The 17,683-nt window shown below is 55.9% G+C and carries 14 protein-coding genes; 8 read left to right on the plus strand and 6 right to left on the minus strand.

Going from position 1 to position 17,683, the window contains the following annotated elements; translation table 11 throughout:
• Nucleotides 1-9: 9 nt before the first annotated feature.
• The 6 genes from J3U88_RS11670 to J3U88_RS11695 form a co-directional block, all read right to left on the minus strand.
• Complete coding sequence (locus tag J3U88_RS11670) at nucleotides 10-1,341, minus strand: AAA family ATPase (RefSeq protein WP_207858935.1); 1,332 nt, start codon at nucleotides 1,339-1,341, stop codon at nucleotides 10-12.
• A gap of 529 nt (nucleotides 1,342-1,870) precedes the next feature.
• The gene (gene fliD / locus J3U88_RS11675) at nucleotides 1,871-3,472 is read right to left on the minus strand and encodes a flagellar filament capping protein FliD (protein WP_207858936.1); all 1,602 of its coding nucleotides are present in this window, start codon (nucleotides 3,470-3,472) and stop codon (nucleotides 1,871-1,873) included.
• A gap of 166 nt (nucleotides 3,473-3,638) precedes the next feature.
• Nucleotides 3,639-4,448 (minus strand): flagellin, encoded by an 810-nt coding sequence (locus J3U88_RS11680; protein WP_207858937.1) that lies wholly within the window; start codon nucleotides 4,446-4,448, stop codon nucleotides 3,639-3,641.
• Nucleotides 4,449-4,964: 516 nt separating this feature from the next.
• Nucleotides 4,965-5,465: a flagellar protein FlaG gene (locus J3U88_RS11685; RefSeq protein ID WP_207858938.1), complete on the minus strand. Its 501-nt coding sequence runs from the start codon at nucleotides 5,463-5,465 to the stop codon at nucleotides 4,965-4,967.
• 59 nt (nucleotides 5,466-5,524) lie between these two features.
• Nucleotides 5,525-6,334, minus strand: a complete 810-nt coding sequence (locus tag J3U88_RS11690) for a flagellin (protein ID WP_207858939.1) — start codon at nucleotides 6,332-6,334, stop codon at nucleotides 5,525-5,527.
• Nucleotides 6,335-6,484: 150 nt separating this feature from the next.
• Nucleotides 6,485-6,853 (minus strand): hypothetical protein, encoded by a 369-nt coding sequence (locus tag J3U88_RS11695; RefSeq protein ID WP_207858940.1) that lies wholly within the window; start codon nucleotides 6,851-6,853, stop codon nucleotides 6,485-6,487.
• A gap of 256 nt (nucleotides 6,854-7,109) precedes the next feature.
• On the opposite strand from J3U88_RS11695, the gene J3U88_RS11700 reads away from it, so the two are divergent.
• The 8 genes from J3U88_RS11700 to phoU all read left to right on the plus strand — a co-directional run bounded on the left by J3U88_RS11700 (nucleotide 7,110) and on the right by phoU (nucleotide 17,563).
• A complete protein-coding gene (locus tag J3U88_RS11700) occupies nucleotides 7,110-8,285 on the plus strand; it encodes a hypothetical protein (RefSeq protein WP_207858941.1) in 1,176 nt (391 codons plus the stop codon).
• On the plus strand, nucleotides 8,269-9,372 hold the full coding sequence (locus J3U88_RS11705; RefSeq protein WP_207858942.1) for a zinc ribbon domain-containing protein: 1,104 nt from the start codon (nucleotides 8,269-8,271) through the stop codon (nucleotides 9,370-9,372). Before J3U88_RS11700 ends, J3U88_RS11705 begins: the two co-directional genes overlap by 17 nt.
• Before the next feature lie 22 nt (nucleotides 9,373-9,394).
• Nucleotides 9,395-10,498 carry an AAA family ATPase gene (locus J3U88_RS11710; protein ID WP_207858943.1) on the plus strand — a complete coding sequence of 368 codons (1,104 nt, stop codon included), beginning with the start codon at nucleotides 9,395-9,397 and terminating at the stop codon, nucleotides 10,496-10,498.
• A 542-nt stretch (nucleotides 10,499-11,040) separates the two neighbouring features.
• Nucleotides 11,041-12,045, plus strand: coding sequence for a PstS family phosphate ABC transporter substrate-binding protein (locus J3U88_RS11715; RefSeq protein WP_341535180.1), 1,005 nt, complete (start codon nucleotides 11,041-11,043; stop codon nucleotides 12,043-12,045).
• 32 nt (nucleotides 12,046-12,077) lie between these two features.
• Complete coding sequence (locus J3U88_RS11720; protein ID WP_207858944.1) at nucleotides 12,078-14,327, plus strand: ABC transporter permease subunit; 2,250 nt, start codon at nucleotides 12,078-12,080, stop codon at nucleotides 14,325-14,327.
• Nucleotides 14,328-14,356: 29 nt separating this feature from the next.
• Nucleotides 14,357-16,039 carry a phosphate ABC transporter permease PstA gene (gene pstA / locus J3U88_RS11725; protein ID WP_207858945.1) on the plus strand — a complete coding sequence of 561 codons (1,683 nt, stop codon included), beginning with the start codon at nucleotides 14,357-14,359 and terminating at the stop codon, nucleotides 16,037-16,039.
• Between the two features lie 10 nt (nucleotides 16,040-16,049).
• Complete coding sequence (gene pstB, locus J3U88_RS11730; RefSeq protein ID WP_207858946.1) at nucleotides 16,050-16,829, plus strand: phosphate ABC transporter ATP-binding protein PstB; 780 nt, start codon at nucleotides 16,050-16,052, stop codon at nucleotides 16,827-16,829.
• 59 nt (nucleotides 16,830-16,888) lie between these two features.
• Nucleotides 16,889-17,563, plus strand: a complete 675-nt coding sequence (gene phoU, locus J3U88_RS11735) for a phosphate signaling complex protein PhoU (protein WP_207858947.1) — start codon at nucleotides 16,889-16,891, stop codon at nucleotides 17,561-17,563.
• The last annotated feature ends 120 nt before the right edge of the window (nucleotides 17,564-17,683 follow it).

The following is a 17,683-nucleotide window of genomic DNA, read 5'->3' on the forward strand; positions in this document are numbered from 1 at the left end:
TTGTTCTTTTTATTCTTCGGCCGAAGCCTTCACCGCGCGTTCGTAGGCCCAGTTCCGAATGTGTCGGACTTGCTCTTCCATGGTGGTCGAGATTGGCACGATTTGTTTACGGGCGGCGTACATGTCTTTGAGTTCAAGTTCGCGTTGTTCCATGGCGGCACTGGTAATGGCCGAAATCACGCATTGTTCGATTTCGGCACCATTCCAGCCTTCCGTACCGTCGGCGAACACGTCGAGGTTGAATTGTTCGGGGTCAAAACCGCGTTTTTTCAAGTGAATCCCGAAGATATGCCGGCGTTCGGTAACGCCTGGCAGATCGACGAAAAAGACCTGGTCAAAGCGGCCTTTACGAATCATCTCAGCGGGTAACAAGTCGATGCGGTTGGCGGTTGCCGCGACAAACAAGCCCGGCGGTTTCTCCTGCATCCACGTCAAGAAGAAGGCAAAGATACGCGATAGGACCGGATCAACCGCGGTACTACCCGTGGCCGACAGACCCATCTCGATTTCATCAATCCACAAGATGGCGGGCGCCATTTCTTCCATTAAGCGACAGGCGTCGGCAAAGGCTTGCTCGGGATTGCCGTGGGCACCCGAGAAGATGCGTACCATTTCGAGACGGTACAGCGGGAGTTGCCAAGCCGAGGCAATGGCCTTAATACAGAGTGACTTACCGCAACCAGAGACACCCATGAGCAGAATCCCTTTCGGGGTAATCTCATGGCTGCCTTCACCCTGCAAAATCAATTCTTTACGCTTTTTGAGCCAATCTTTGAGATTTTCCAGGCCGCCCAGTTCTTCCACCGCCGGTACTTTTGCGATGTATTCGACCGTTCCTTGTTTGGCGATGAGGTAACGTTTTTCCTCTTGAAGACACGCCAGCGGGTCCTGGTCCGGGCTGATCTTGAGTTTCTCTAACGCATGGCGGATTTCCGAGGTCGTCAACCCTTTGAGCGTGGCCGCGATGACCGCGGGACTCAGGGGCAGTTGGGTGCCGTTGACGGTTTCCCAGTGTCGGACGACGCCTTGAATCTCTTCGTTGGAAGGCAACTCAAGATTAATGGAAACCATTTCGCGTTCCAATTCCTCCGGCACCGAGGGGCGCGGGGAACTGAGAACCACGGCTGAGCCGGTAATCTGCCATTTGTAGTAAAGATCGCGCAGTGAGCGAATGACGGCAGGGGTGTAGTGGTGATCTAAATCTTTAAACCACACCAGGGGTAATTCCTGCAAGCTACAAAGGTAGTCCAGCGTGCTCACCGCGTCTTTGCTATCGGGGCGAATGCTGTCGCCCGTGTTCAATCCGTTATTGGCTTGCCAAATCCAAAGTGGTTTGTTCATTGCCTGGGCCAATGTGTGCAGGTGATGCTGAAGTCGATCTTCTTCGCTGGACCGGATGAAGATTAAGGGGCGACCTGAAAGAACTGCTTGACCGAGTTTCGAATGAACGGCATCGAAATTTTTGTTATTCATTCACTGTAAATCAAATCTTAAATTTTGACCGCGGCCGCCACTGTGTCGAAACGCATTACAAAACAACCACCGCGACTTCACCTAAACACCTAGGTGGAACCCATGGGTAGCGACACGCAAACGTGATCTCGGTGGCTTACAGTGGGGATACCACAATCATTCGGGTTAGTATACAACAGAACCCAAACGAGAGGTCAGATAATCTCAAAAAAGCTGAGACGGCCGAAAAACGCGCCCTTTGAGAAGTGCGATTGGTGTGCGCTGGTTTTTTAAGTGTCTGCTAATAAGTCGTTTACTTGATTGTGGCGACACCTAGGCCCGCGCGCCGGCTTCGTGGGCACACCTGCTTTTTCTGAGGTCTGTTCCAAGTCGGCGCCTCGGGTTTTCGGGTGTTTTCTTAGCGCGCGATTGTTTGGGCGCCGAGGCTGCTTTGGAGGCCTTGGAGTTGGCTCACGGCTGTTTCAGCGCGTGCGAAAATGCGGTCCAGGCGCGCGCGTTCGTCGTCGACCCGCGTGTTGGCGCGATCCAGGTCGCGTTCGAGTTGGCGGTTTCGGTTGTCGATCGATTCGGTGCGGTCGTCGAAAATGCCCGAGAAGCCGGCGTAGGTATCCGACAGGTTCTCAATGAGTTTACCGAGGCCCGCCGAGACTTCGATGTCGACGGAGGCTACCGAGGCGCCCGCGAAAAAAGAAAGGCCTTCGTAGGGGCTACCTGATTGAAACGAAAGCGCGTTGGCGGTGCGGTTCAGGTTGTAGGTGGTTCCGTCGACGGTGGCGGTGTCGTTGATGGTGTCCAGGTTGATCGATCCTGAAAACGGGGTGTCGGCAAAATCGGAAACCAGGTTGACGTTGGCGTTCGATGAGGTGGAGCTTCCGAGAAAGAGGTTTTTGACCTCGGAAAAGTTGTCGGTCAGCGCCTCTTTGAACTTGGTTTCGTCTAGGCTGAGCTGGCCCGTTTCGCTGTCGCTTTTGAAGCCGATTTGCGAAAGGGCGGTGAAGCCGATGGAGCCGTCGTCGCGGCGGTTGAGGTTTTCGGCGTTGGGAATGGCGCGGCTGATCAGCGAGCGCAATTGGTTCCCTAAGTCGAGGATGCTGGAGTCGCCGGAGAGTACCCCGCCGGCCTCGGCGTTGGTCAGGTTGCCGATTTGGGTTAAAACATCGTTGTAACCCGCTAAAAACTCTTTGGCGCCCGCGATCATGCCGTCGAAATCGTTGGCGACGCGCAGGGATTGTTTGGTGTTTACTTCCGAGGTGTTTCTCAGCGTTAGGGTGATGCCGTCGATCACGTCGGTGACTTCATTGGAGGAGCGCTGGATTTGGATGCCGTCAACTTCGAAAATTGCGTTGAGGCCGGTGCGTTCGTTGACCACGCCGCCGCCCAAGAAACCCGCGTCGAATCCGGTGATCTCGGATTGACCCGCGCCGACGATGATGTTGTTGTCGGCACCGCTTTCGGCCGTTGAAACGACCAGTTGAAAACTGCCCGATTGGACTTCGATGATGTTGGCGTTGAGATTTTCGCCGTGCTGATCGTTAATCGCTTGGCGTAAATCGGCCAGGGTCGAGCCGGCGTCGGTTAAATTGACGTTGTAGGACGAGCCGTTTGCCGTCTCTATATTAAAGGTACCCGCGCCGATAACGTCGTTGGCCGACGTTTGGGCCGTGCCGATGGTGGCGACCGAGTTGGATGCCAATTGGCTGACGGTAAGTTCGTATTCGCCGTTGGCCGCGTCGCTGTTGATGGCGTTCGCGGTGAAGATTTTTTCGTCGGATGACTCAACGATGCGTTTTTCGAAAACGTCGGAATCCAGTTTTTCGGAAATGTTGCCAAAGGTGCCGAGGACCCGCTTGAGGTCGGACAAGCCGCCTTTGGTTTGGTTCTGCTCGACAATATTGGTGCTAATTTTGTCCGCGCGACGTTGGTAACGCGCGAGGAGCGCGTCTTTAAGTGCCTCGTAATCGAGGCCGGTGGCGAGACCGTTAAACTGAATACCTGACATAATGAAATCCTGTCCGATGGGACCCGCGAAAGCGCGGGTTGTGTTGGGTTTGTTCGACCGAGCGGTAACGGGTGCATAACTGGTTTTGCAAAAGGTATGCCGAAAAACCTACTGTCACCGCTTTGAAGCGCCTCGCCCGAGCGGGCGCGGCGCTTTTTTAGAGGTCTTAGCCGAGCAATGACAGGACGGACTGAGCGGACTGGTTCGCCTGAGACAAGGCCGAAACACCGGACTGGTTCAGGATTTGGAACTTGGTCAAATTGACAACTTCAGAGGCGACGTCGGCGTCGCGGATTTGGCTGTCTGCCGCGGTGATGTTTTCGCGGGTTAAGCTCAGCGCGTTGATGATGGTGTTGAGCCGTTGGGACTTCGCACCAACCGTACCCAAAAAGGAGGAGACGTTTTCGATGGCGGAGGTGACTTGGCTCAGCGCGGTGGAAGCCGCACCCGAGGTGAGCAGGTTACCCGTGGCGCTGATGCCCAGTGACGTCGTGTTGATGTTGAAAGAAGACACGGCGACGACTTCCGTGGCGAACTCGCCGACCCGCGCGGAGAAAGAGCGGCCGAAAACCGAGGTACCGTCAAAACGGACGTTGGTTTGCAGCGCGTCAAGCGCGGCTTTGATTTCAGTGAATTCCGCGTCCAGTGCAACGCGACCGGCGGAAGAAGTGGTGCCGGAAGCGGCCTGTTCCGATAACTCGGCGGCGCGGGTTAAGATGTTGACTGCTTCAGTCGAAACACCGTCGACAACGGACAAGCGACCTACCGCGTCGGAGGCGTTGCGTTCTGCCTGGCCCAAAATGCGGATATCCGCTCTCAAGTTGTTGGAAATTTGCAGACCGGCGGCATCGTCAGCCGCTTTGTTGATCCGCAGACCGGTAGAGAGTCGGTTAATGGTGTCGTTCAGTCCACGTTGTGAATTAGCAAGATTGCGTTGTGCAGAAATAGCCGGAACATTGTTCAAAATAGAAGCCATGATAATCCTCCCTGATTTGCAAGGCCACCATCCTTGGTAGCCGATGTAGGTCATCCTTAACCTACACCATGCTCATCGTCGTGCCTGCTGCGAAACATTAACGAAAAATTTGATCGAGCCGCTTTTTGGGGTTTAAGTTGTTTGAAATGATGTGCTTGTGTCGTTTGTTTTTTGGGAGGTGGTGTGGTTTTTACCTCGCCGGGAAGGGTTCGAAGCCTCCCTGACGCCCCGCCAAACGGGCTTGTCGTCGTTCCTAACGCGTATTTCTCACAAGGCTTCGTTGCAGAATTCCTTGTGGGAAAAGCGGGCTAAGTTTCCCCGCGGCGGCCACGCAAAAGCTGCCTTATCGGTTGTTCCGGGGTAAAAAGTGCCCGGCAGAAAGGTTGTGTTGCGCGGGGGGGTCTTCGCCGACCCGGAATTTAAACGCAAAAAAACCGACAAGCGCGAACCCTTTGTTCTCGCCCGCCGGGGCGGGGTCGTTTTCTTGGGGGAGCGTTGTCGGTTTTTTCGCTTGTTTCAGGCATCCTCGCGGAGGATCAATCCCGAAACATCTTTGAAGTTTTTGATGAAGTTGAGGAATTCCTCCGGCGGATAGCGTCTAACCGTTTCGCCGGTCTCTTCATCAATGAGTTGGAACACATTGGTTCCCGTTTCCTCATCCACGGTGAATGACAGTTTTAAGTTGCGCTTAAATGTTTCGTCACGTTGCGCGTTAAGGTCTTCGCGTCGTTGTGCTTCTTGTTCAATCAGTTCATTTTGTAGTGATTCAATGAACGCTGAATTGGGCGCCTCGGAATCGTCGCCGTTGGTTGGGCGACGGTCGCTCCCCGATTGTGTTGTGTTCGGGGGCGCGGTTAACGACGGTGCGCCTTCCTCCTGAATCAAGTCGCCGACCTGAGCGGGTTGCTTGGGCGGCGACTCGGCGGAGAAAGGAGATGACGTCGTTTGCTTGGCCGAGGCTGGTCCCGTTGTGCTCGCCGAGACGGCGGCACTTAAGGTGTCGGTTAACAAAGTCATCACCTCCCTTTCTCAATGCCGTTCTATTTGGTTATCGCTAGGCGGCTTGCGCCTTAACGTTAACCGAGCAAGGACAGAACGGACTGAGCGGACTGGTTGGCCTGAGCCAAAGCCGAGACACCGGACTGGTTCAGAATCTGGAACTTGGTCAAGTTAACGACCTCCGACGCAACGTCGGCATCCCGAATCTGACTTTCAGCAGCGGTGATATTTTCCCGCGTGAGACTAAGCGCGTTCACAATCGTGTTGAGACGTTGTGATTTTGCACCAACCGTACCGAGGAACGACGAAACGTTCTCGATGGCCGATGTGACTTGGCTCAATGCGGTAGAAGCACTGTTGGAGGTCAGCAAGTTGGAAGTCGAAGCCACGCCCAAAGACGCGGAGTCGATGTTAAAACTTGAGACCGTGACGGTTTCTGAACTGAGTTCACCGACCCGAGCCGTGAAGGAACGACCGAAAACCGAGGTGCCGTCGAAACGGACGTTGGTTTGCAGCGCATCCAGTGCGGTCTTGATCTCCGTGAATTCGGAGTTCAGGGCCACACGACCCGCGGACGAGGTTGTACCGGAAGCGGCCTGTTCAGACAGTTCCGCTGCACGGGTGAGTAGGTTGACAGCCTCAGTCGAAATCCCGTCAACAACGGACAAACGACCAATTGCATCTTGGGCATTCCGTTCAGCTTGACCGAGAATGCGGATGTCGGCGCGTAAGTTGTTAGAGATTTGCAGGCCAGCTGCGTCGTCAGAGGCTTTGTTGATACGTAAACCGGTTGAGAGCCGGTTGATCGTATCGTTTAAGCCCCGTTGCGACCCCGCCAAATTGCGTTGCGCAGAAATGGCAGGGACGTTATTCAGGATCGAAGCCATGATTATCCTCCCTGATTGTCGAGGCCACTATCCTTAGTGACCAGACGTAGGCCTTCCTTGACCTACAATCCTCTTATCGACGTGGCGAAACCCGAGCATGAGCAAATTTTATGGGATTTGGTGAATAAGACCATCAATCTGCATGAAATATTAGGCTTGTGAGTCTAGAAATAATCGTTTGTTGCCTAAATTTTGTCGATAACCCGTCAATCCGACCTGCCCTTTGTGCAAAATCCGGCGCGCAACATCCGCTTCCTTTTGGATCTGATCCAACCGTCTGGCCACCGGATCACAAAGGCTGAGCGTCAGTTTGAGCACGCTCTGCCAGCGCGCTTGTAAGCGGGGTTCGTCGGCCTTGCGCAATAAGGCGCTAATGCGTTCGCTTTCCTTTTGGGCCGCGGCTAAAAACTCGGTCACCCGTTCCAACTCCTCGGCCTCCATATGCAGCGCCCAGCGCTTCAGTTGCGGGGGGTAGGTCGTCTCGAATTGTTTGACGGCTTGGTGGAGGGGCTGGGTCATGGTGCCTCATGCGCGGAAGGTTCGGGGCGTGAATTAAATTGAAATAAGCAGAGATGATGCCAAACTCATTGTAGCTTAAGCGCGCGTCCCTTTTGCGGCAAAACCCGGCCGATACCCGGATTTGTCCTTGTCAGAACCTTTGCCGGTGATTGAAACTACAGCCAGAACCGGTTTGTTTTAGGTAGGCTTTGCGACATTGTTCGGCTCGCCGGCGATGCCCGGCAGGGGATGTCGCGAATCCTGGGATGGAGGGGCCATGAAGCGCACTTATCAATGCGGCGCTTGCGCCATGTCAATGTCCGACCCCGTCGACCAGTGTCCCATTTGTGGGGATCACTTCTTTTGGCGCGTCGTTCCACGTGACGAATCACTGGACGAAGCGCGCCGACGCGCGTTTGTCGCCTTGATGCAATCCCTGATGCAGAACCCCATTCCCGAATCCTTTCTCACCCACGGCGGGCACTGTTGGTTGCCGGATACCTACTGGCAATTCGATCCCGAGGGCAAACATCTGCGGCGGCTGGATTGGGTGGTTGATTTAGACCTGCACCAGCATAACCCCGCGCCCGCCGAGCCGGCCGAAAGCACGCGCCCGGTGGAAACCGCCGGAGAAAGGTCGGCCAAAACGGTGGTTATGCCTGTCGAAAGCGACGATTCGGCTGATGCGTCGCTGATCTTGTTCGAAGAAAACGAGGGCTTGCCCCGCACGGTACCGGTAATTGTGGAAGAGCCCGATCTCGCCGACACCGCCTTCGATCCCAACGAGGCCTCGGTTTACCTGGTCGATGAGGACGACGCGCCCGATTGGGAGGAAGCGCCGACCCCGGCCTGGGACCAACCCACGGCCTCGGTGACACCGACCGTACCGGAGCCGCTTGAGTCGAATGACCCGTTTCACAGCATGCCGATGATTGTCGATGAGGAGACGGGGGTCGGCAGCCGTGCCACGTCCGCTCAGCCGGAGTTGCCTGAGGTGCCGCTTTTCGGCAGTACGCCGATGGTTGGTGATGTTGCGCGTGGTGAAAGCCGTCGAGAGTCAGCCGAGACCGCGTCTCCTTTAGCGGCCGCGCGAACCGCCCCGATGATTGTTGAAGGCGACAATCAATTTACCGAGACGGTGGCGCCGGCCTCGCCGCCACCCGCCGCGCCGCGCCGCGACGCTTCGCTCGAAAACCTTTTGGCCGGGGCGGCCGATCCGGCGTCCGCGCCACCCAAACAGGCGCCTTCGCGCGCGCGATTGACAGCCGCCGCCGAGGTACCGAAGGGTCCGGTTGCCTTTTCCGAGCGGCCTTTTTTTAAACCCGTGATGGTGTTCCTGCTGACCATGTTCCTTTCTTTTTCTTACCTGACCCTTTGTTATTATCGAAACCAGCGTACCCCGGGACCCCCTCCCATAACGACTCAAGGAGATGCTGATGCGGTTTTGCCCTGAATGCGGTGCTGAATGCGAAAGTGGTGAAGAGGAATGCCACGAGTGTCGCTTTCCGCTTGCGTTAACCGTGCGGTCCGGCTTGTCCGGGGTGACGATTGGGCGTGATCAAGCGGCACGTTGGCATCGGATTGCCGCGTGGCTGCGCCGATCCGGCGTCGTCCTCCACCAAAAAGAAGCGACGGAATTACCGCGTGGCCAATATTGGTGGGCCTTGCCAGGGGTTGGTGCCTTTATTTTTGCGCTGACGTTGCTTTTTGGTCAGTCCTTGGTGGATATGATTTGGGAGCCGCCCAAACCGGTCGTGCCGGTGGTGGATCTCAACCGTGTGAACCGCGACGGGACACCGCGCCAATCCGCCGAATCCGCCGACAGCCAGACCACGGCTTTGATGGAGGCCCTGAGTACCACCCAGGAGCAACGGGATTTAACGGAGGCTTGGCAGGCTGAATCAACCGTGCCGCGACCCAAGGACCGCGCTGTTTTGCCCAAGCGCGATATTTTGGAACACGCGCGGCGGGCGACCCTTTCCGTTCGGGTTGAAGGTAACCAGGCCAAGGGCGCTTTAATTGGCGCCGACGGCCGGTTTTTGGTGCCCAGTGATTTGGTTGACGCCGCCTTTCGAACCGAAAAACGCAACGTCGCCGGTTCCGGTAGTCTCGAGCAAAAGATGGTGTTTATTCAGCCCGAGGTGATGCTGGCCGACGGTCGTTGGACCCCTTGTTCACAGGTGGAAGCTTTGCCCGAGTTCGGACTGACCTTGTTGCAATACAGCGGTGGCGAAGGGCTCGCCGATACCAAACGCGACTTTAACGTCAGTCTTGACTTGGGGACCAAGCTGTTTCTCCTGCAAGACGATGGTTTCGAGGATTTGCTGGAAGTTCGCGTCGATAATGCCGTCGCCAACAGTTTTGAAATCAATTTTTGGACCTTAGACGGTGGCTTAGGTCCTCGTGGTCGCGGGGCGCCTGCTTTTGATGAACAAGGCGCGCTGGTGGGTGTTTACACGCTGGTCGGCGACCGACACGCGGTGGTTTCCCTGCGCGAGCTGCGCGAACGGGCCCCGGGTTCGTACCGTCAAATCCGTTAGAACAACCCTTAGCGAGGATAGGATGACCGTTACATTGGATTCGCCCAAAGCCATTCACGCCCAATTGGGGCGCGACGTTGTCGACCAGGCGGTCGCCCTGGAACAAATCTCTGTTGCGCTGTACAAGCACTTACAGCACATTAAGGTCGGCAACATTATGTTGATCGGCAACAGTGGAACCGGCAAAACCACCATCATGCGAAGTATCGAGCGCTTGTTTTCCGAGCACGGGGCCGCGATCGGCCACCAAAATACGATTCGCTTAAACGCCAACATCGTGTCGAATGACGAGTCGACCGATCTCGAGTCGAGTGTGATTTTGGCGCGTCTGGCCCAAAACGCCCACAAGCTCATGGGGAGCAGCCCCAACGTGGATCAGTTTCGTGATTTGATCGAAAACGCGGTTGTTTTTTTGGACGAGGTCGACAAAATACGTGCCTACGTGGGTGATAAACCGAATCCCCGCGGTATTTTGGCCCAGGAATCACTGCTGACCCTGATTGAAGGGGAAGGGGTGAGTTTACCGTTGTCGGTTCGCAACGAACAGGGCGGGTTTGATCAACACAAGGTCCCTATCGATACCGGACGCATTCTGTTCATTTGCGGCGGTGCTTTCGAGGGTTTGTACGACATGGTTTACCGTCGCGTGGCCGGTGGGGAGACACGCGATAAGTTGATTCAGGAATACGTCGTCACCGAAAGCCAAGAAGATATGGAGCAAAAAATCCACTTTTCACTCAATGATTACGTACGCTACGAGGATATGTTCGAGTACGGCATGACCCCGCAGTTTTTGGGTCGTTTCGACGAGGTAATTGTGTTGAACGATCTCACGATAAAAGGGTTGATGCGTATTTTTGTCGATCCGCCCAACTCCTTGTTTCGCGAGGCGCGGCGTTACTTTGCCAGCCTCGGGATTGAGTTGCAAGCTTCTAAGGAAGCGGTTCAACGCATTGCCGAGCACGCTTACGACAACCACCGTCTGGGCGCGCGTGCGCTGCGCATGGTTTTCAAACGCATCATGCGCGGTATTGAGTTTGACCCTCACGATCATTATTTGGTGAAGCAGGCCGGTGAGAAGAAGGTGTTGCTATTGACCCGCGATTTGGTGGATCGCTACTTTTAGCCGCGGTGGACTCTTCGCTTAGGGTTCGGGTTCGCGCGGGGAATCGTGTCTTTGACGCACGGGGGCGGTCGGATCGGCTGCTTGTGACCATGTCAACCGTGGGTGAGAAAAGCGGGCAAACCGCGTGCATGGCCGCTTTAGCTCTCATCAAAGGCTAACAAACCCCTGGTACAAAGGTGTTTCGCACACGAGGAAGGTTTCGGTGTGTGCCTTCCGTACGCGGTGGTCGTCCCATTGATGCGTTCGCATGGGTGCATGCCTTCTGACCTAAGAAGCGCGATAACTCGCGGAAATTTTAGCTAAACCTCTGGGCTGCAACGGCCCGCAAAAATGCTCACCGCACCCAGAGGGTGCGGTCGTGCGCGGCCCCGGTCCGCTTTTTTCAAGCCATTTCGCTCCAGATCTTTAGCCAAAATCCCTCGCTCTCATCGCGCCTCTTAGGTTTGAGCCTCATGTGTATCACGTCTGAACCCCACTCCTGTAACGGTCCGGTTGGATCCGTTCCTCTCGAGGTTGGGCCGGGAACACCCGCGGAGCATACCGTGACAGCTAACCATCGCTTATCTCTACCGCCGGCACGCCGTTGGTGCCGTCTGTTGTGGGTGTTTTGGATGGTGATCGTGCCGTTGATCGCCCAAGAGTTCACCTTGCTTGACGCCTTGGATGATTTTCCCCGTTACCAGCGTCGTAGCGGGATTTCAGGAAGCGTGAACAGCGTGGGTTCCGACACCCTTAACAACCTTATGGCGCTTTGGGGCGAGGGTTTTCGCCGTCGCTATCCCAGTGTCAATTTTCAGGTGGAGGGCAAGGGCTCCAGTACCGCGCCGCCCGCCCTCATGGAAGGTGTTGCGCAAATCGGACCGATGTCCCGCTTGATGAGCAAGGACGAACTCGATGCTTTTCGCCAAAAAATGGGCTTTCTTCCCACCGCGATTCCCGTTGCGCTCGACGCGCTTGCGATTTACGTTCACAACCAGAACCCGCTTGTTTCCATTTCCTTGCCCGAACTCGACGCTGCTTTTTCGGTGACCCATCGCGGCGGCCTTGACCGCCGATTGGAAACCTGGAGCGATCTGGGGGTAACCGGTGTGTTGGGGCGTTATCCCCTGAGTTTGTACGGTCGCAATTCAGCCAGCGGTACCTATGGTTTCTTCAAAATGGCGGCGCTGTTCGGTGGCGATTTTCAACCGAGGGTGAAGGAATTGCCAGGCTCGGCCGCCGTCGTGCTCTCTGTATCGCTCGAGCCCGCGTCCATGGGTTATGCCGGCATCGGCTATCGCGCCGAGGGCGTTCGCGCCCTCCACGTTTCCAAGGATCAGGGGTTGCCCGCCGTGGCACCGGTGGCGCACCGGGTTGTCGACGGTGAATATCCGCTGGGTCGTGCGCTCTATATTTATGTTGTCAAACCACCGTCGGAAATGTTGCCCGCCGTGGTGGAGGAATTTGTCCAGTTCATCCTGTCGTATGAAGGTCAGCGCATCGTGGTCAAAAGTGGTTACATTCCCTTGCCGCGCGATGTGGCCAATACCTATCGCCGCGCTTTTTAATCGTTTATCCAGCCGGCTCGGAGCACCCTTTTATGGTTCAACCACGCACATCCCCCATGTTTCGCGATCAACTCGCGGCCCGGTTTTTCACCCTGGGCGGTGTGTCGGTTTTGCTGAGCCTGATTGTGCTGGTGGGATTCTTACTTTTTGAGTTGCTGCCGCTGTTCCAAAAAGCCTCGTTAACCTTCGTGGGTCGGGTTCAGCTTGCCAAGGAGGGGGAAGTCCTACTTCATGTGGGAGCCGACCCCGGCCTGGATCAAGTCTTCACGATTGACCGGCGCGGTTTGCTGCAATGCCACACCTTTTTGGGCCAAGACACCGGTTTGTCCCAGCTCGATTTAGCCGCCCGCCGCACCCATGTTTCTGCTGAGCGCGTACCTTTGGTTTACGCGCGGCAGGGTTTGGACGATCTTGTCTATTTGTTGTGGGCGGACGGTGTTTTACAAATCTACCGACTCGGATTTGAGTTTAGCCGGCCCGGCCAAGGCCCCCGCCGATATACCTTTGTTTCACAATCCATTTTGGAAGTGAAAGCCGAAAATAACTTTCAAATCGTCGACCGATTTGCGGTGGCTTATGTACCCAGGCAAAAGTTAACCCTGGTGCAGCTTGACGATACCGGCTCGGTTTCAGTTCACCATTGGTGGTTGCGTGGCACCGCACCGCGTTCGCCTTTTCAGGTTCAAGGCGAAATGGTGCGAGAGCAGGAAGTTGTGCGCCAAAGCTGTTTGGCCCTGCCGGATGCGCTGGGTGAGCGGCCCGCCGCACCGGCCTTGGACCCGGAGGGACGGCGTTTGTACCTTGGTGACGGCGAAGGCCGACTCGCTGTTTGGGATGTTGCCCAAGAGCAGGCGCAACTTTTGGCGACAGCCGGCGTCGCCGTGTCCGGGGGTGGGGTCAAAGAACTGGTGCTCCTGCCGGGCGGCGTATCCTGCGTCGTGGTCGACGGGGTGGGCGGCATTTCCGTTTGGAACTACCTTACCGCCGGGGTCTCGGCCGGGCGTCTGGTGTCCATCCAAACCATGGACAGGGCCGCGCGAAGGTCCGCCATGGTGGTGCCGATTCCCGCGGGCAAGGTGTTTGCCACTTACGGCGCGGGGGAAGGGTTGCGTTTGTTCAGTTTGATCAGTCGCGAACCGCTGTTGCGTTGGGACGACGTGCCCCCCTTGACGGAAATGTACATAGGGCAAGGGGGCGCTTCGATTTTGGGCCTCACCGGAGACCAAAGGTTGCACGTGTGGCGATTAGCCCATCTGCAGAAGGCGTTCCAATGGCGCTCGCTGTTTGCCAAAATTTGGTACGAGGGTTATCCCGAGCCGTCCTGGGTCTGGCAGTCATCCTCGGCCTCCAGCAGCTTCCAACCCAAGCTGAGTCTGGTTCCGCTGATTTGGGGGAGCGTCAAAGGCGCGGTATTCGGCATGTTGTTTTCATTTCCCCTGGCCGTGCTTTGCGCCATTTATGTCAGCTTCTTGATGCACCCGAAATGGCGCCTGTGGATCAAGCCCGGGGTCGAGCTGATGTCCGCCATGCCAACCGTGGTTATCGGCTTTTTTGTTGCAATGTGGTTTTCGCCCATTGTGCATGACGACTTGCTAGGCCTGGTCGGGGTGATGATTATGTTCCCCCTCTTGATCGGCTTGGCCCTGCTGGTGCTTTTGCGAAGCAAGCGCGGCGTTACCGGGCGCGAGTTTCTCTGGGGCATGCCGATTTTTTTCCTTGCCCTATGGGGCGCCTTTCACCTCGGATCCTACCTGGAATCCCACTTCTTTTCTCCCAGCTTTAGCCTGTGGCTGTACGAACGTTTTTCCGTGCGTTTGGAGCAGCGCAATAGTTTGGTGGTGGCTTTTGGGCTGGGCCTTGCCGTCATTCCCCTGGTCTTCACCGTCACGGAGGATGCACTTTCCGGGGTTCCCAAATCCTTGGTTGCCGCCGCCACCGCGCTCGGTAGCAGTCGTTGGCAAACCTTGCGGTATGTCGTTTTGCCGCGCGCTTTCCCCGGCATGGTTGTGGCCGGCCTAATGGGGTTTGGCCGGGTTTTGGGCGAAACCATGATTGTGCTTATTGCCTCGGGGAACACCCCGATTATCAGCGCCAACCCGCTTAACGGGATGCGCAGCTTGGCCGCCAACATGGTGGTGGAGATTTCCGAGGCTTCCGTGGACAGCCGACTTTATCGGGTGTTGATTCTTTCCGCGGTACTCCTGCTGGTGGTGACCTTTGTGGTGAACACGCTGGCCGCCTTGTTACGCATGCGTATCAAGCGAGGGCATTATGAATATTGACGCGAATCACCTGGACCAAGGAGGCCGTTATGGCTGAAGGTACCCGCCACGGCGGACGGCGCCACAAACGGCGCCGCGGGCAACGCGGTGACGAGGGTGGCTCTGTCTTGCGGCGTTTTCCTTTCTCGGGGTTGTCAAAAAGTTTGATTCCCTACCAAGGCGACGGTTTGGTTTGGGTCTGTGCCGCCGCAACCAGTGTGGTTCTCCTCCTGTATCTGTTGCTGTTGGGTGTGATAACCACCCGCGGTTTATCCGCGCTTTGGGTAAAACCCGTCGTCGCCGTCAGCTTGATTGACGGCCGCAGTGTACTGGGTCACATCGAAGGAAAGACGGGCGGCGACGGCCGCTGGCGAATCTTTCGCGGCAACCGCGAGGTCTACGGCCACGAGTTCTCCTGGATTGATCCCGAGGCCGTCACCGCCGTCACCTTCCCCGAGGAAGTCACCGTATTTGAACGCGTCGAATATGGACGCGCCGTTGGTTACCTGCGCGGCATGATGCTTTCCGGCTCCGGGGAGGTGGTTCGCCTCGATCTCGAACAGTTTGCGGCGCGCCATCAGCGGCTGCTGACTGAGGAAGCAGAGGCCTTGCGTTTGCTGGGTCTCAAGATGGCCAAGATCAATCTGCGTTTGGAAGACCTTCGCCTGAAGCGACTTAAGGCAATGGGGCGTGGCCGGGATACCCTCGCCTCCAACCAGGAAGAAGAAGAGCGCATGCGTCAAACCTACCTGGAATTGGACCGCAAACACGTGCAGTTGCTCAGTGAAATGCGCCAAAAAACCGCGGTCATTGAAACCATGGAAGGAACCCGGCTTGAGGTGCCCATGAGCGACATTTTGCGTTTTTATCAGCCGAACCAAATGAATGTTTTCGAAAAGATGGGTTTCTACCTGGTCCGGTTCTGGGCCCTCATCAGCGAGAACCCCCGTGAATCCAATACCGAGGGGGGGTTATTTCCCGTTATTTTCGGTACCTTGCTGCTGGTGCTGCTCATGAGCGTGTTTTGTGTGCCTTTCGGCGTGGTTGCCGCCATTTACCTGCACGAATACGCGGGCGAAGGTTGGGTGCTCAATACCGTGCGGCTTGCGGTCCACAACCTCGCATCCATTCCCGGTATTGTTTATGGTATTTTCGGCCTCGGTTTTTTTGTTTACGGGCTGGGGGGATGGATTGATCGCGCCTTTTTCCCGGAGCGTTTGCCCATCCCGACCTTTGGAACCGGCGGCGTTTTGTGGGCCGGCCTAACCATGGCCCTGCTGACCTTGCCCGTGGTCATTGTCAGCACGGAAGAAGGTTTGCGTTCGGTTCCGCGTTTCGTCAAAGACGGCTCACTCGCCTTGGGCGCAACCAAGCTGCAAACCTTGCGACGGGTGACCCTGCCGATGGCGATGCCCGGCATCATGACCGGTTTTATCCTGGCGATTACCCGCGCGGCCGGCGAAGTCGCCCCCATCATGATTGTCGGTGTGGTTAAAATGGCACCCATGCTGCCGATTGACGACGTGTTTCCCTTTTTCCACTTTGAGCGGAAGTTTATGCATCTGGGTTTTCATATTTACGATGCCGCTTTTCAGTCGCCCAATGTGGAAGCCGCTTTGCCGCTGGCTTACGTCACCACCACGCTCCTGCTGTTGTTGGTGTTGTCCATGAGTTTGGTGGCCATGTATTTCCGCGCCAAGTTGCGGGAACGATTTACCGAATACGTTTTTTAGGAGGTGCTGGATGGTGTACCAATTGCCGGCTGATTTGCCGATTGCCTTGAAAGTCAGCAACCTCAGCCTTTACTACGGCAACAAACAAATCCTCGACAACATCACCCTGAACATCCCCAAAAATCGGGTTACCGCCTTAATCGGCCCTTCCGGTTGCGGGAAGTCCGCCTTGCTGCGTTGTTTCAATCGGATGAATGACTTAATCGACCGCGTGCGAACCACCGGTTCCGTCATGCTTGAGGGCCTTGAAGTGAATAAATCCTCCACCGATGTGATCGGCTTGCGGCGTCGGATCGGCATGGTGTTCCAAAAATCAAATCCCTTCCCCATGACCATCCTTGAAAATGTCGTGTACGGCCTTAAAATTGCCGGGATCAAGGATCGTGCCCTGCTGCGCGAGGCCTGTGAGCAGTGTTTGCGGGCCGCCGCCTTGTGGGACGAGGTGAAGGATCGGCTCGAGGCCAACGCGCTGTCGCTGTCCGGTGGACAGATGCAGCGATTGTGTATCGCGCGTGCGATTGCCATTAACCCCGAGGTCTTGCTTTTGGATGAACCTTGTTCCGCCTTGGACCCTATTGCAACCGCCCGAATTGAAAAACTCATACACGATTTACGTGAACGTTATACCGTAGTGGTGGTGACCCATAACATGCAACAGGCGTCGCGGGTTGCCGACTACACCGCGTTCCTGCTGGACGGTGGCTTGGTTGAGTTCAATGAGACCGAAACCTTGTTTACCATGCCGGATCAGACGCGCACCGAAGATTATATTACCGGACGTTTCGGTTAAACCGGCCGCGCACGAGTCCCGTTTAAAGACGGCACGCGTCGTCGCCTTAGGAGTCATGTGTGAAACTTCACTTCCACCGCGAGATCAGCTTGCTGAAGACAGAAATCGCCAAATTGGGCGGTTTGGTCGAGGATGCCATTGGCAAAGCGTTGCTTTGTTTAGAAGAAGGCGAAGATCGACTTGCCGAGGAAGTTTCGCTGGGCGACGATTATATCGACCGCTTAGAGGTTGAAATTGAAGAGCGGTGTTTGAAAATTTTGGCACTTTACCAACCGGTTGCCCGTGATCTGCGGTTTATTGTTTCCGCGCTGAAGGTGAATAACGAATTGGAACACATGGGCGATTTTGCCCAATCGATTGCCCAAAAAATTCATTATGTTCCCAAAGAGGCCGTCGAACGCAGCGGCATGAAGCTCGATGAGATGGGTCGCATTACCCAGAAAATGTTGAGCATGGCCCTTGACGCCTTGCTCAAGGAGGATGCGCAGCGTGCTCGCGAGGTGATTGAAATGGATGACATTGTCGATCAATTGCACGGTGAGCATCACCGCATCATTGCCGAAAAAATCCGCTCCCACCAAACCAAGGTCACCATGGCCGAGTTGGGTCTGTTGTCCGTTTCACGTTCGCTCGAACGGATTGCCGACCGTTCGACCTCGATTGCCCAGGACGTGATTTATTATGTTGAGGCGCGAATCGTGCGGCACCAAAGAGGTCGTGAAGTAACCACTTAGATGTCTTTTGTTGAATCTTTTGTGTCAAAACGCCGTTTATTTTGGTCTCGGGCCTGTTTTTTGCTATGTTCCGGCGTCGGGCTCCGTAAAAAAGAACGCTATCAGGAAAATGTGACTTAG

The organism is Acanthopleuribacter pedis (assembly GCF_017377855.1).
Classification (GTDB): domain Bacteria; phylum Acidobacteriota; class Holophagae; order Acanthopleuribacterales; family Acanthopleuribacteraceae; genus Acanthopleuribacter; species Acanthopleuribacter pedis.

Excerpts from the sequence above, each read along its gene's own strand:
- J3U88_RS11695 (WP_207858940.1), bottom strand. The coding sequence starts at position 6,853 with ATGACCCAGCCCCTCCACCAAGCCGTCAAACAATTCGAGACGACCTAC.
- fliD (WP_207858936.1), bottom strand. The coding sequence starts at position 3,472 with ATGTCAGGTATTCAGTTTAACGGTCTCGCCACCGGCCTCGATTACGAG.
- J3U88_RS11700 (WP_207858941.1), top strand. The coding sequence starts at position 7,110 with ATGAAGCGCACTTATCAATGCGGCGCTTGCGCCATGTCAATGTCCGAC.
- J3U88_RS11680 (WP_207858937.1), bottom strand. The coding sequence starts at position 4,448 with ATGGCTTCTATTTTGAACAATGTTCCGGCTATTTCTGCACAACGCAAT.
- J3U88_RS11685 (WP_207858938.1), bottom strand. The coding sequence starts at position 5,465 with ATGACTTTGTTAACCGACACCTTAAGTGCCGCCGTCTCGGCGAGCACA.
- J3U88_RS11720 (WP_207858944.1), top strand. The coding sequence starts at position 12,078 with ATGGTTCAACCACGCACATCCCCCATGTTTCGCGATCAACTCGCGGCC.
- J3U88_RS11690 (WP_207858939.1), bottom strand. The coding sequence starts at position 6,334 with ATGGCTTCGATCCTGAATAACGTCCCTGCCATTTCTGCGCAACGCAAT.
- J3U88_RS11710 (WP_207858943.1), top strand. The coding sequence starts at position 9,395 with ATGACCGTTACATTGGATTCGCCCAAAGCCATTCACGCCCAATTGGGG.
- J3U88_RS11705 (WP_207858942.1), top strand. The coding sequence starts at position 8,269 with ATGCGGTTTTGCCCTGAATGCGGTGCTGAATGCGAAAGTGGTGAAGAG.
- pstA (WP_207858945.1), top strand. The coding sequence starts at position 14,357 with ATGGCTGAAGGTACCCGCCACGGCGGACGGCGCCACAAACGGCGCCGC.
- pstB (WP_207858946.1), top strand. The coding sequence starts at position 16,050 with ATGGTGTACCAATTGCCGGCTGATTTGCCGATTGCCTTGAAAGTCAGC.
- J3U88_RS11670 (WP_207858935.1), bottom strand. The coding sequence starts at position 1,341 with ATGAACAAACCACTTTGGATTTGGCAAGCCAATAACGGATTGAACACG.